Annotated in this window: 11 protein-coding genes and 2 tRNA genes (1 of these 13 only partly in view); 9 read left to right on the top strand and 4 right to left on the bottom strand. The window is 65.2% G+C overall.

The genetic code is table 11. The annotated features are described in order from the left end of the window. Together F3I62_RS20230 and F3I62_RS09100 are read right to left on the bottom strand one after the other, a co-directional pair. Nucleotides 1-52, bottom strand: a tRNA-Leu gene (locus F3I62_RS20230) (it extends 135 nt beyond the left edge of the window). A 111-nt stretch (nt 53-163) separates the two neighbouring features. Beyond that, nucleotides 164-250 (bottom strand) — tRNA-Leu (locus tag F3I62_RS09100). Nucleotides 251-456: 206 nt separating this feature from the next. On the opposite strand from F3I62_RS09100, the gene rnr reads away from it, so the two are divergent. The 8 genes from rnr to alr all read left to right on the top strand — a co-directional run bounded on the left by rnr (nt 457) and on the right by alr (nt 8,994). After that, a complete protein-coding gene (gene rnr / locus F3I62_RS09095) occupies nt 457-3,027 on the top strand; it encodes a ribonuclease R (protein ID WP_160489327.1) in 2,571 nt (856 codons plus the stop codon). Beyond that, nucleotides 3,024-3,770, top strand: a complete 747-nt coding sequence (rlmB, locus tag F3I62_RS09090) for a 23S rRNA (guanosine(2251)-2'-O)-methyltransferase RlmB (protein ID WP_160489326.1) — start codon at nt 3,024-3,026, stop codon at nt 3,768-3,770. The genes rnr and rlmB overlap by 4 nt, the downstream gene beginning before the upstream one ends. A 256-nt stretch (nt 3,771-4,026) precedes the next feature. Beyond that, nucleotides 4,027-4,449, top strand: coding sequence for a 30S ribosomal protein S6 (rpsF, locus tag F3I62_RS09085; RefSeq protein ID WP_160082679.1), 423 nt, complete (start codon nt 4,027-4,029; stop codon nt 4,447-4,449). A 28-nt stretch (nt 4,450-4,477) separates the two neighbouring features. Then, nucleotides 4,478-4,708 (top strand): 30S ribosomal protein S18, encoded by a 231-nt coding sequence (rpsR, locus tag F3I62_RS09080; protein ID WP_003246847.1) that lies wholly within the window; start codon nt 4,478-4,480, stop codon nt 4,706-4,708. 37 nt (nt 4,709-4,745) lie between these two features. Then, complete coding sequence (locus tag F3I62_RS09075) at nt 4,746-5,627, top strand: hypothetical protein (protein WP_160489325.1); 882 nt, start codon at nt 4,746-4,748, stop codon at nt 5,625-5,627. Between the two features lie 21 nt (nt 5,628-5,648). Continuing rightward, complete coding sequence (gene rplI, locus F3I62_RS09070) at nt 5,649-6,095, top strand: 50S ribosomal protein L9 (RefSeq protein ID WP_160489324.1); 447 nt, start codon at nt 5,649-5,651, stop codon at nt 6,093-6,095. 154 nt (nt 6,096-6,249) lie between these two features. Then, nucleotides 6,250-7,644 (top strand): replicative DNA helicase, encoded by a 1,395-nt coding sequence (dnaB, locus tag F3I62_RS09065; RefSeq protein ID WP_160489323.1) that lies wholly within the window; start codon nt 6,250-6,252, stop codon nt 7,642-7,644. Nucleotides 7,645-7,917: 273 nt separating this feature from the next. Then, a complete protein-coding gene (gene alr, locus F3I62_RS09060; RefSeq protein WP_160489322.1) occupies nt 7,918-8,994 on the top strand; it encodes an alanine racemase in 1,077 nt (358 codons plus the stop codon). Here alr and F3I62_RS09055 read toward each other — a convergent pair whose 3' ends face one another. Next, on the bottom strand, nt 8,995-10,866 hold the full coding sequence (locus F3I62_RS09055; RefSeq protein WP_160489321.1) for a diguanylate cyclase: 1,872 nt from the start codon (nt 10,864-10,866) through the stop codon (nt 8,995-8,997). Between the two features lie 262 nt (nt 10,867-11,128). On the opposite strand from F3I62_RS09055, the gene F3I62_RS09050 reads away from it, so the two are divergent. Then, complete coding sequence (locus tag F3I62_RS09050; protein ID WP_160489320.1) at nt 11,129-13,414, top strand: YgiQ family radical SAM protein; 2,286 nt, start codon at nt 11,129-11,131, stop codon at nt 13,412-13,414. A gap of 51 nt (nt 13,415-13,465) precedes the next feature. Here the strand turns inward: F3I62_RS09050 and F3I62_RS09045 are convergent, their stop codons facing one another. Beyond that, nucleotides 13,466-13,870: a bacteriohemerythrin gene (locus F3I62_RS09045; protein WP_160489319.1), complete on the bottom strand. Its 405-nt coding sequence runs from the start codon at nt 13,868-13,870 to the stop codon at nt 13,466-13,468. Nucleotides 13,871-13,970: the final 100 nt, after the last annotated feature.

Raw genomic sequence — 13,970 nt, 5'->3', positions numbered from 1 at the left:
TGCCACCGCTAGGACCTGAACCTAGTGCGTCTACCAATTCCGCCACCTGGGCACATTGCGATGATTGCTCACCGACTTTTTGCAGCGTTCAATCGGTTTCCCGATTCGGACATTGCTGCTCCGCTTACAGCGAAACCAAGCCGGCGGCTTGATCTCTGAAGAGTGGTGCCCAGGAGAAGACTCGAACTTCCACGGTGTTGCCACCGCTAGGACCTGAACCTAGTGCGTCTACCAATTCCGCCACCTGGGCACAAGAAACGATGATTGCTCGGCGTTTCCGTGGTACAACGTCTCAGCAACGTTGTGGGCGCGAATAATACGGGTGGGGTATTTCCTTGTAAACCCCTGATCGCAAAAAAATTATTGTCGATTGAAAAGCTGACCCCCGAGGCTATTTCGCGCTTCAATAGGCACATGGCACACATCTCTATATATGCGTAAAGGTAATTTCATTTAATGGCCGATTGGCAAACTCTCGATCCCGAGGCCGCTCGCGAGGCGGAAAAATACGAAAACCCCATCCCCAGTCGTGAACTGATCCTGCAGCACCTGTCCGAGCGCGGTTCGCCCGCTGCCCGCGAGGAGCTGGTGGAAGAGTTCGGGCTGACCACCGATGAGCAGCTGGAAGCCCTGCGCCGCCGTTTGCGCGCCATGGAGCGTGATGGCCAGCTTATCTATACCCGCCGCGGCACCTATGCTCCGGTGGACAAGCTCGACCTGATCCGTGGGCGCGTCAGCGGCCACCGCGACGGCTTCGGCTTCCTGGTGCCGGACGACGGCAGCGACGACCTGTTCCTCAGTCCTTCGCAGATGCGCCTGGTGTTCGACGGCGACCGTGCCCTGGCGCGGGTTTCCGGGCTGGATCGTCGCGGTCGTCGCGAAGGCGCGATCGTCGAGGTGATCGCGCGTGCCCACGAGACCATCGTCGGCCGCTACTTCGAAGAAGCCGGTATCGGCTATGTCGAATCCGACAACCCGAAGATCCAGCAGGAAGTGCTGGTCACCCCGGGGCGCCATGGCAATGCGCGGGTCGGCCAGTTCGTCGCGATCAAGATCACCCACTGGCCGACTGCGCGCTTCCAGCCGCAGGGCGACATCGTCGAAGTGGTTGGCGACTACATGGCGCCGGGCATGGAGATCGATGTGGCGCTGCGCAGCTACGACATCCCGCATGTCTGGCCCGAGGCGGTGATCAAGGAAGCGCACAAGCTCAAGCCCGAGGTGGAAGAGGCGGACAAGGAGAAGCGCATCGACCTGCGCCACCTGCCGTTCGTCACCATCGACGGCGAAGATGCCCGCGACTTCGACGATGCGGTCTATTGCGAGAAGAACAGCAGCGCCTGGAAGCTGTTTTCCGGCGGCTGGAAGCTCTATGTGGCCATTGCCGACGTGTCGCACTACGTCAAGGTCGGCTCGGCGCTGGATGAAGAAGCCACCAAGCGCGGCAACTCGGTGTACTTCCCGGAGCGGGTCGTGCCGATGCTGCCGGAAGAGCTGTCCAACGGCCTGTGCTCGCTGAATCCGCATGTCGATCGTCTGGCCATGGTCTGCGAAATGACCATGTCCAAGGCCGGCAAGCTGGTCGACTATCAGTTCTATGAAGCGGTGATCCACTCCCATGCGCGCCTGACCTACAACAAGGTCAGTGCCATGCTGGAACAGCCGAAAAGCAGCGAGGGCAAGGCCCTGCGCGGCGAATACAAGGAAGTCCTGCCGCACCTCAAGCAGCTCTATTCCCTGTATCAGGTACTGCTGGCCGCCCGCCACGAGCGTGGTGCCATCGACTTCGAGACCCAGGAAACCCGCATCATCTTCGGTGCCGGGCGCAAGATCGCGGAGATCCGTCCGACCCAGCGCAACGACGCGCACAAGCTGATCGAGGAGTGCATGCTGGCGGCCAACGTCGCCACCGCGCAGTTCATGCAAAAGCATGAGATTCCCTCGCTGTATCGCGTGCACGACGGTCCGCCGCCGGAGCGCCTGGAGAAGCTCAAGGCCTTCCTCACCGAGCTGGGCCTGGCCCTGCACAAGGGCAAGGAAGGGCCGTCGCCGAAGGACTACCAGAAGCTGCTGCAGAGCATCCAGGGTCGTCCGGACTTCCACCTGATCCAGACCGTGATGCTGCGCTCGCTGAGCCAGGCGGTGTACAGCGCCGACAATCATGGCCACTTCGGCCTGAACTACGAGGCCTACACCCACTTCACCTCGCCGATCCGCCGCTATCCAGACCTGCTGGTGCATCGCGCCATTCGCAGCGTGGTGCGCTCCAAGCTGGACACGCCGCATGTGCGCCGCGCCGGCGCCACCAGCATGCCGCGTGCGCGTATCTACCCGTACGACGAGCCGGCCCTGGAGCAGCTCGGCGAGCAGTGCTCGATGACCGAGCGGCGCGCCGACGAGGCCACCCGCGACGTGGTCAACTGGCTCAAGTGCGAGTTCATGAAGGATCGCGTCGGCGAGATCTTCGAGGGCGTGATCACCGCGGTGACCGGCTTCGGTCTGTTCGTCGAGCTGAAGGACATCTATGTCGAAGGTCTGGTGCATGTCACCGCGCTGCCGGGCGACTACTACCACTTCGATCCCGTGCATCACCGCCTGGCCGGTGAGCGCAGCGGGCGCAGCTTCCGCCTCGGCGACAGCGTCGAGGTGAAGGTGATGCGCGTCGACCTCGACGAACGCAAGATCGACTTCGAGCTGTCCGAGGGTGCGCTCAATGCGCCGGTTGGGCGCAAGCGCAGCGGTGTGCGCGGCGAAGCCGGTGCCGACAAGGCGCCTGCCGAACGCGGCTCCCGTCGTGGCAAGAGCGAGTCGGCTGGCGGCGTGGTCGGCAATACCGATGTGCAGAAGAGTCGCGACCTGAAAAAGGCCCTGCTCTCCGGTGCCAAGGCCGGCGGCAAGTCGGCGGCCGGGCGCGGTGGTGAGGGCGCGGCGAAGAAGCCGGCCTCCAGCCATCGCAAGGGTCCGCCCAAGGCGGGTGCGGCGCCTGCGCCTGCCGGCAAGCCGCGCAAGCGCAAGGCCAAGCCATGAGTCAGCTGGAAAAGGTCTATGGCGTGCATGCCGTGGAGGCGCTGCTGCGTCATCATCCGAAGCGGGTCAAGCAGCTGTGGCTGGCGGAAAGCCGGCATGATCCGCGGGTGCAGACCCTGGTCGAGCTGGCCGGGCAGAATCGCGTAGCGGTCGGGCACAAGGATCGCCGCGAGCTCGACGAGTGGGCCGAAGGTGTGCATCAGGGCGTGGTGGCGGAAGTCAGTCCCAGTCAGGTGTGGGGCGAGGCCATGCTCGAAGAGCTGCTCGACCGGCGCGAAGGGCCGCCGCTGCTGCTGGTGCTGGACGGCGTGACCGATCCGCACAACCTCGGCGCCTGCCTGCGTACCGCCGATGCCGCCGGCGCGCTGGCGGTGATAGTGCCCAAGGACAAGTCGGCGACCCTCAACGCCACCGTGCGCAAGGTCGCCTGCGGGGCTGCCGAGGTCATTCCGCTGGTTGCCGTGACCAACCTGGCGCGCACCCTGGAGAAGCTCCAGCAGCGCGGCCTGTGGCTGGTCGGTACCGCCGGCGAGGCCGAGCAGGAACTGTACCAGCAGGACCTGACCGGGCCGACCGTGCTGATCATGGGCGCGGAAGGCAAGGGCATGCGCCGCCTGACCCGCGACCACTGCGATTACCTGGTCAAGCTGCCGATGTCCGGCAGCGTCAGCAGCCTCAACGTGTCGGTCGCCACCGGCGTCTGCCTGTTCGAGGCGGTGCGTCAGCGCCAGGCCAAGCGCTAGTTCGCCGTGCGTTCCAGAGTCGCAAAGCCGGCGCCGTGAGGCGCCGGTTTGCGTTGGGCGCGGTTATTTCGCGTCGAATCGGGCTGTACAAATAATCGCCAGTTTGCCTTGCGCCTGGCGGGGGGCTTCTCTAAAATGTCGCCCCTTGCCGTGACGGCAGGCGTTTGCGCGCCCTCCGCCCGGCAAGACCAACAAGTGATATTCACTCCTTGCCTGACCGCATCCAGTGGCAGGCTACAACCCGTAAGGAGCATTTATGCGTCATTACGAAATCATCTTTCTGGTTCACCCGGACCAGAGCGAGCAAGTCGGCGGCATGGTCGAGCGTTACACCAAGCTGATCGAAGAAGACGGCGGCAAAGTGCATCGCCTGGAAGATTGGGGGCGTCGTCAGCTGGCTTACGCCATCAACAACGTCCACAAGGCTCACTACGTCATGCTGAACGTAGAGTGCAGCGGCAAGGCCCTGGCTGAGCTGGAAGACAACTTCCGTTACAACGATGCCGTGATCCGTAACCTGGTCATCCGTCGCGACGAAGCCGTTACCGGCCAGTCCGAGATGCTCAAGGCCGAAGAAAACCGCAGCGAGCGCCGTGAGCGTCGTGACCGTCCTGAGAACGCTGACTCCGCCGAAGGCGATGACAGCGATAGCAGCGACAGCGACAACGCTGACGAGTAATCCACGGATCTATTGAGGAGCCAATCTCATGGCACGTTTCTTCCGTCGTCGTAAATTCTGCCGTTTCACCGCTGAAGACGTGAAAGAGATCGATTTCAAAGATCTCAACACCCTGAAAGCCTACATCTCGGAAACCGGCAAAATCGTTCCTAGCCGTATCACCGGTACCAAGGCTCGTTATCAGCGTCAGCTGGCCACCGCTATCAAGCGCGCCCGCTTCCTGGCCCTGCTGCCCTACACCGACAGCCACGGCCGTTGATAACGGATCGTCGACTAAGTAGTAAGGGATAAACCGCATGCGTGCCTTGGCTGAGTTCATCATGCGCGGCCGCATGCAGGCCACCCTGGTGGTGGTCGGTTCCGCGGCGTTGCCGCTGTTGTTCTGGTTGAGTGCCGCCGCCAGCTGCCTGGTGCTGCTGCGGCGGGGTCTGGGGGATGCCATCGGCATCCTGGCCTGGGCGATGCTGCCGGCATTGGTCTGGTGGTATTTCGGTGAGCCGCGCACCCTGCTGGTGTTGCTCGGCTCGCTGGGGCTGGCGTTGATGTTGCGCGCCGGTCAGTCCTGGGTTCGCGTGCTGCTTGGCAGCCTGGCGCTGGGTCTGGTGTTCAGTGTGGTTCTGGGGGTGGTGTTCCGCGAACCCATCGCAGGCTTGGCGGCGGAGCTGAATAAGCTGATGCCGCAGATGCTCGATGGGGTCTACCAGCAGTTGCCGGTAGACGAGCGAGCGCGCCTGGAATCGCTGATTGCCCCGGTACTCACCGGTTTGATGGCCGCATTGCTGCAGATCGTCAGTCTGCTGTGCCTGATGCTTGGGCGTTACTGGCAGGCGGCGTTGTACAACCCCGGTGGTTTCGGGCGCGAGTTTCGCGCCTTGCGACTGCCGCCGGTGCTGGCCTTCGGCTTGCTCGCGGCCATGCTCCTCGGCCCGAATCTCGGGGTGGAGCTGGCCATGCTGACGCCGTTGTGCAGCGTCCCGCTGGCGTTTGCCGGTTTGGCGCTGCTGCACGGACTGGGACTTTCCCGGTTCTGGCTGGTGGGGCTGTACGTCACGCTGCTGCTGTTCATGCAGCTGGTTTATCCGTTGCTGGTGGCCATGGCCATCGTCGACAGTCTGATCGATTTTCGTGGTCGCCAAGCGCGCAACAATGGCGCCGGCCCCGCGAACGGTGAAGGTTAAAAGTTAAGAGGTAAGACCCAAATGGAAGTTATCCTGCTGGAAAAAATCGCCAACCTGGGCAACCTGGGCGATAAGGTCAACGTTAAAGCCGGTTACGGCCGCAACTACCTGCTGCCGCAAGGCAAGGCCACCGCTGCTACCGCCGAGAACGTTGCTGCGTTCGAAGCGCGTCGCGCCGAGCTGGAAAAAGCTGCTGCCGAGAAGAAGGCTTCTGCCGAAGCTCGCGCTGCCCAACTGGCCGAACTGGAAGTGACCATCACTGCCAGCGCTGGCGACGAAGGCAAGCTGTTCGGCTCGATCGGTACCCACGACATCGCTGACGCCCTGACCGCCTCCGGCGTTGAAGTGGCCAAGTCTGAAGTGCGTCTGCCGAACGGCACCATTCGCCACATCGGCGAATTCGACGTGGCTGTGCACCTGCACACCGACGTTGAAGCAACCGTCAAGGTTGTGGTCGTAGCTGCCTAAGTCAGCCGACTTGCGGGCTTGCGCTCCGGCGCCGGCCTGCTGACAATCGGGCGCGACATTGCATTAGCGGTGTCGTGCCCGTTGTTTTTTCCGCTAGAGCCTTTTGCAAAACATGCGTTTGTAAAAGCCTCCGCGCTTTGGAATCTCAGGTGCCATGAACGACATCAGCGTCCCCCAGCAGTACGACCTGGAAACCGCCGCACTCAAGGTGCCGCCGCATTCCATCGAGGCCGAACAGGCCGTGCTGGGCGGCCTGATGCTGGACAACAACGCCTGGGAACGGGTGCTCGACCAGGTTTCCGACGGCGACTTCTACCGGCATGACCACCGCCTGATCTTTCGCGCCATCTACAAACTGGCCGAACGCAACTCGCCGTTCGACGTGGTGACCCTGTCCGAGCAACTGGACAAGGAAGGCCAGCTGTCGCAGGTCGGCGGCCTGGCCTACCTCGGCGAGCTGGCGAAGAACACCCCGTCGGTGGCCAACATCAAGGCCTATGCGCAGATCATTCGCGAGCGCGCCACCCTGCGCCAGCTGATCGGCATCAGCGCGGAGATCGCCGACAGCGCCTATGCGCCGCTGGGGCGTACCGGCGAGGAAATCCTCGACGAGGCCGAGCGGCTGATCTTCCAGATCGCCGAGGCGCGGCCGAAGACCGGCGGCCCGGTGGGCATCAACGACATCCTGGTCAAGGCCATCGACCGCATCGACTCGCTGTTCAATGCCGGCGACGCGATCACCGGCCTGTCCACCGGCTTCACCGATCTGGACAACCTGACCAGCGGCCTGCAGCCGGCCGACATGATCATCGTCGCCGGCCGTCCGTCCATGGGTAAGACCACCTTCGCCATGAACCTGGTGGAAAACGCCCTGATGCGCAGCGACAAGGCGATCCTGGTCTACTCGCTGGAAATGCCCTCGGAATCCATCGTCATTCGTATGCTCGCCTCGCTGGGGCGCATCGACCAGACCAAGGTGCGTGCCGGTCGCCTGGACGACGACGACTGGCCGCGCCTGACCAGCGCGGTCAACCTGCTCAACGACCGCAAGCTGTTCATCGACGACACCGCCGGCATCAGCCCCTCGGAGATGCGCGCGCGCACCCGCCGCCTGGCCCGCGAGCACGGCGAGATCGGCCTGATCATGGTCGACTACCTGCAGTTGATGCAGATCCCCGGCTCCAGCGGCGACAACCGGGTCAACGAGATTTCCGAGATCTCGCGCTCGCTCAAGGCCCTGGCCAAGGAGTTCAACTGCCCGGTGATCGCCCTGTCGCAGCTCAACCGCGGCCTGGAGCAGCGCCCCAACAAGCGCCCGATCAACTCCGACCTGCGCGAATCCGGGGCGATCGAGCAGGACGCCGACATCATCATGTTCGTCTACCGCGACGAGGTCTATCACCCGGAGACCGAGTACAAGGGCGTGGCCGAGATCATCATCGGCAAGCAGCGTAACGGCCCGCTGGGCACCGCGCGGCTGGCCTTCCTCGGCAAGTACTCGCGCTTCGAGAACCTGGCGCCGGGTAGCTACCAGTTCGACGACGAATAAAACGTCACCCCGTAAACCTACTGTGCTCAGCACATACTGCGTCGCGCGGTGCTCGCCACAACGCTTGCGGTGAACGCCTTCAGGCGGCCCGTAGGGTGAGCGCAGCGAATATCCTCATGAACAAATGTTCACTCCGGTGGCTGCGCTCCGGGCTTCTTGTCTGTGCTGTGCTCGCTACGGTTTCCGGGGCAACGATGGCATGGTTTGGATCAATGAAAACGGGCGCCCAGCGGTTAAGATGGGCGCCCGTTTCGTCTGTCTGGAGCCCGCGCCATGCGCCCCCTCGTCGCCACCATCGATCTGGCCGCCATCCGTCACAACTATGCCCTGGCCAAGCGCTGCGCGCCGGGGCGCCAGGCATTCGCGGTGGTCAAGGCCAATGCCTACGGGCATGGCGTGCGTGAGGTGGTCACCGCCCTGCATGACGAGGCCGACGGCTTTGCCGTGGCCAGCCTGGAGGAAGCCGCCGAGGTGCGTGCCATGCATGGCCAGGCGCGCATCCTGCTGCTGGAGGGCTGCTTCGCTGCCGAGGAGCTGCCGATGGCCGCGCAGCTGCGCCTGGACCTGGTGGTGCAGGGCGAGGAGCAGCTCGCCGCGCTGCTCGCCGCCCAGCTGCCGCGCCCGCTGAATGTCTGGCTCAAGCTCGATAGCGGCATGCATCGCCTGGGCATGACGCCGGCGCGGCTGCGCGACGTGCACGCGCACCTGCGCGGCGCGGCGCAGGTGGCCGAGCTGAACCTGATCAGCCACTTCGCCTGTGCCGACGAGCGCGGCCATCCGCTGATCGAGCAGCAGGTGGAGGCCTTCCTTGGCCTGCTCGACCTGGACTTCGACCAGCGCAGCCTGGCCAACTCGGCCGCGCTGCTGACCATTCCGGCGGCGCACATGGACTGGCTGCGCCCCGGCATCATGCTCTACGGTTCCACGCCGTTTGCCGAGCTGAGTGCCGCCGAGCTGGGGCTCAGACCGGTGATGAGCCTGGACGCCCAGCTGATCGCGGTGCGTGAGGTGGCGCCGGGCGAGAGCGTCGGCTACGGCGCCAGCTGGGTCGCCGCACGGCCGTCGCGCATCGGCACGGTCAGCTGCGGCTATGCCGACGGCTATCCGCGCCACGCGCCCAGCGGCACCCCGCTGCTGGTCGATGGCCGGCGCGCGGCGCTGGTCGGGCGGGTGTCGATGGATATGCTGGCGGTGGACCTGACCGATCTGCCCGAGGCGCAGGTCGGCGCCGCGGTGCAGTTGTGGGGCGCGCAGCTGCCGATCGACGAGGTGGCCCGGGCCGCCGGCACCATCGGCTACGAGCTGCTGACCAAGGTCACCGCGCGGGTGCCGCGGCGCTACCGCGGCTGATCAGCGCTTGCTCTCGGAGGGCGCCGGTGCTTCGCCGAGGCCGCTGGCGACCTTGAGCACGTCCAGCTGCAGGCAGGCCTGGGGGCTCAGGCTGTCACTCTGCATGACGAAGCCCGAGCGGCCCTGCTGCTTGGCGCGGTACAGGGCTTCGTCGGCGGACTTGTAGAGTCCGGCGAACTGCACGGCGTGCTGCGGGTAGAGGGCCGCGCCGATGCTGATGGTCACCGCCAGCTGGCTGGCGCCGTAGAGCACCGGCTTGGCCAGCTCCTCGAGCAGGCGGGCGGCGATTTCCTCGGCCTGGGCCTGGGCCTGCGGCCCGCAGATCAGCACGGCGAACTCGTCGCCACCCAGGCGCGCGACCATGTCGTTGGTGCGCACGTGCTCGCGCAGGCGATGGCCGATGGTGCGCAGCATCAGGTCGCCGGCGTCGTGGCCGTAGCTGTCGTTGATCGGCTTGAAGTGATCCAGGTCGACCAGCATCAGGGCCACCGTCTCCTGGCGGCGCTGGGCGTCGGCCAGGGCGGTTTCGACCCGCTCGATCAGGTAGCGGCGGTTCGGCAGCTCGGTCAGCGGGTCATGGAAGGCCGCGTGCTGCAGCTCCTGTTCGCGCTGGCAGAGGCGCTGGTTGGCCTCGGCCAGTTCGGTGGTGCGCAGGTCGACCGCGGCCTGCAGCTCGTCGGCGCTGGCCTGCATCTGCGCCAGGCGCGCGGTCTTCTCGCGATCGGCCTGCATCAGGGCCTGGGCCTTTTCCTGCTTGAGCATCTGGATGCGGTAGGCCAGGGCGAAGGAGAACAGGATCGATTCGGCCGCCACCGAGAGGGGGAACACGTAGGCGTTCCAGGTGGCCGGCTGCACCAGGGCGGTGGCGCGCATCAGGGCCAGGCTGATGCTGCCGAGGATCAGGCCGTAGCCGAGGAGGTAGAGCAGGGCCGGGTAATAGCCCTGGCGCCAGCGCAGCAGGGCCGCGCCGAGGGCCGCCGGGATGCTGGTCAGCGACAGCAGGGCGATGATCCAGGCGGCCAGGTTGCGCTGACCGAGCGCCTCCAGGCCGATGGCGATCACGTAGCAGGTGCAGGCGAAGCTCAGCAGGTGGTGGGCCCAGCGCACATGGCTGCGGGTCTGCAGCAGGGTCTGGGTGAAGCGGCAGGCGCAGAAACCCCAGAGCGAGGGCAGGGTGATGCGGTCCAGCCAGAAGGGCACGGGATGCTCCGGCCACAGGTACTGGAAGCCGTGGCCGCTCATGCTGAGGATCATCAGCAGGGCGCCGGCGGTGGTCAGCACATACCAGAAGTAGGCCGAGTCGCGCAGGCTGAAGAAGATGAACAGGTTGTACAGCAGCAGCGCCAGGATGATGCCGTAGACCAGGCCCAGGGCGAGGTTCTCCTCGGTGGCCAGGCTGGTCAGGTCGTCGAGCTGCCAGGCCCGCAGCGGGAAGGAGTTGCCGGCCGGGTCGTAGCTGCGCAGGTAGAAGGTCAGTGGCGCCTCGCCCAGTTCCGGCAGCTTGAACAGCATGCGTCGGTAGGGGTGGTCGCGGCCCGCGGCGAAGCTGACCCGTTCGCCGGCCTGGCGGCGGCTCCAGCCCAGTTCGCCGGCGGGCAGGTAGAGCTGGGTGTCCAGCTGGGTGACCGCGCCGACTTCCAGCCACCACTGGGCCGGTGCGCCGTCGGCGCGCTGCAGGCTGACCTTGATCCACCAGGGGTGGCTGCTCTGGCCGACGCTGGCGCGCCCGGCGGCGGGCACGAAGCGCTGCTGCACGGCGGGGGTGGCCAGGTCGTCGATGCTCAGCCGGCCGCCGACATCTTCCAGCAGTTCGATGTGTGGGTTCAGCGTCTGCCCGCTGCTGGCGTCCTGCAGCACGATCGGGGCGGCCATCAGGTGGCCGCAAAGGCTGGCTACGCACGTCCACAGCAGGACTTGCAAGACTGTGCGTCGCACTGTTTTCGCTCCTTGAGCCGGCCCAGGGGCAGGCAGTGAAAGTCTTTTTCCGGAGTATAGGCATAAGGTGTTCGTGATCACAAAATCGCAAGGTGCCCGCGGGCCGGCGCGGGCGGGCTTTGACTGAGCGCAGGGGTCGGACTCTGTACGTTTTTTGTGCTATATTCCGCGCCCCTGAAAATCCCTGCTGGTCATCCCGATGCACGCTGCCAAGCCGTTGTTCGACTATCCGAAGTACTGGGCCGAATGTTTCGGGCCCGCACCCTTCCTGCCGATGAGCCGGGAAGAGATGGATCAGCTGGGCTGGGACAGTTGCGACATCATCATCGTCACCGGTGACGCCTATGTGGACCATCCGTCCTTCGGCATGGCCATCATCGGTCGCCTGCTGGAGGCCCAGGGCTTTCGCGTGGGCATCATCGCCCAGCCCAACTGGCAGTCGAAAGACGACTTCATGAAGCTCGGCGAGCCCAACCTGTTCTTCGGCGTCGCCGCCGGCAACATGGACTCGATGATCAACCGCTACACCGCGGACAAGAAGATCCGCAGCGACGACGCCTATACCCCCGGCGGCCTGGCCGGCGCCCGCCCGGACCGCGCCAGTCTGGTGTACAGCCAGCGCTGCAAGGAAGCCTACAAGCACGTGCCGATCGTGCTCGGCGGCATCGAGGCCTCCTTGCGCCGCATCGCCCACTACGACTACTGGCAGGACAAGGTCCGCCATTCGATCCTGATCGACGCCTGCGCCGACATCCTGCTGTACGGCAACGCCGAGCGGGCCATCGTCGAGGTGGCCCAGCGCATCGCCGCCGGCGAGAAGATCGAGACGATCAACGATATCCGCGGCACCGCCTTCATCCGCCGCGACACCCCCGAGGGCTGGCTGGAGATCGACTCCACCCGTATCGACCGGCCGGGCAAGATCGACAAGATCATCAACCCCTACGTCAACACCCAGGACACCGCCGCCTGCGCCATCGAACAGGAAAAGGGCGGCGTCGAAGACCCCAACGAGGCCAAGGTGGTGCAGCTGCTGCCGCACCCGCGCCTGGAGCGCGACAAGACGGTGATCCGCCTGCCGTCCTTCGAGAAGGTGCGCGGCGACGCCGTGCTGTATGCCCACGCCAACCGCGTGCTGCACCTGGAAACCAACCCGGGTAACGCTCGCGCCCTGGTGCAGCGCCACGGTGAGGTGGACGTGTGGTTCAACCCGCCGCCCATCCCGATGACCACCGAAGAGATGGACTACGTGTTCGGCATGCCCTACGCGCGGGTGCCGCACCCGGCCTACGGCAAGGCGAAGATCCCGGCCTACGAGATGATCCGCTTCTCGGTCAACATCATGCGCGGCTGCTTCGGCGGCTGCACCTTCTGCTCGATCACCGAGCACGAGGGGCGGATCATCCAGAGCCGCTCCCACGAGTCGATCCTGTCCGAGATCGAGGAGATGAAGAAGGTGCCGGGCTTCACCGGCGTGGTCTCCGACCTCGGCGGGCCGACCGCCAACATGTACCGCCTGGCCTGCAAGGACCCGGAGATCGAACGCCACTGCCGCAAGCCGTCCTGCGTGTTCCCCGGCATCTGCGAGAACCTGAATACCGACCACAGCTCGCTGATCGAACTGTACCGCAAGGCCCGTGCCCTGCCCGGGGTGAAGAAGATCCTGATCGCCTCCGGCCTGCGCTACGACCTCGCCGTGGAGTCGCCGGAGTACGTCAAGGAACTGGTCACCCACCACGTCGGCGGCTACCTGAAGATTGCCCCGGAGCACACCGAGGAAGGCCCGCTGACCAAGATGATGAAGCCGGGCATCGGCAGCTACGACAAGTTCAAGCGCATGTTCGAGAAGTACTCGAAGGAGGCGGGCAAGGAGCAGTACCTGATCCCGTACTTCATCGCGGCGCACCCGGGCACCACCGACGAGGACATGATGAACCTCGCCCTGTGGCTCAAGCGCAACGACTTCCGCGCCGACCAGGTGCAGGCCTTCTACCCGTCGCCGATGGCCACCGCCACCGCCATGTACCACTCGGGCAAGAACCCGCTGCGCAAGGTCACCTACAAGAGCGACGCCGTCACCATCGTCAAGAGCGATGCCCAGCGCCGCCTGCACAAGGCCTTCCTGCGCTACCACGACCCGAAGGGCTGGCCGATGCTGCGCGAGGCGCTGGAGCGCATGGGCCGCAGCGACCTGATCGGCAACGGCAAGCAGCACCTGATCCCGGCCTACCAGCCGGCCACCGACAGCTACCAGAGCGCGCGCCGCAAGAACTCCACCCCGGCTGGCAGCAAGAAGGTCGGCAAGGCCCTGCTCACCCAGCACACCGGCCTGCCGCCGCGCGCCAGCGATGGCGGCAAGCCGTGGGACAAGCGCGAGGAGGCCAAGGCCGCCGCGCTGGCGCGCAACAAGGCCGCGGCCAAGGAACGCGCCGACGAGAAGAAGGGCAAGAAGAAGCCGCTCAAGCGCCCCGTCGCACCGCGCTGAGGCGTCGCCGCGCCCGGCGCTGCGCCCTTATGGTGCGCTTTGCCCGGGCGCTCAGGTCAGGCCGTGGGCCTGGAAGTACTCCACATAGGCCTTGTCGACCTTGAGGATATGGTGGATCAGCCAGTCCTTGAGCAGCTCCAGCGCCTCGATCCCCACCTCCTCGCCGGCATCGTGGCGACCCAGCAGGGACATCACCTGGCCGCTGAAAAGGTTGTGCTGGGCCTGGTGCGCGTCGGTCTGCGGGTATTTGAGGCGGATGAACAGGTTTTCTTCGACGATGAAGTGGTTCATCACGTAGTCCATCAGCCCTTCCAGCAGTTCGCCGACGTGCTCCGCCCGCGCCGATCCCTGCAGGGCGTCGTGCAGGGCATTGGTCTGGTCCACCAGCCAGCGGTGCTGCTCGTCGATCTCGCGGATCCCCACCTGCAGCTCTTCGGTCCATGGCATGAAGGTCATGTACGACTCCCGGTCTCTTGTTGTAGTGGCGCATATTGCAGGCTCTGCGGCGGCGCTCGTTGATCCGGGTCAATCGGACGGATGGCACAACTCTTGCCCC

The organism is Pseudomonas sp. R-28-1W-6 (assembly GCF_009799925.1).
Lineage (GTDB): Bacteria > Pseudomonadota > Gammaproteobacteria > Pseudomonadales > Pseudomonadaceae > Aquipseudomonas.
This window is presented reverse-complemented; position numbering and strand designations above follow the sequence as displayed.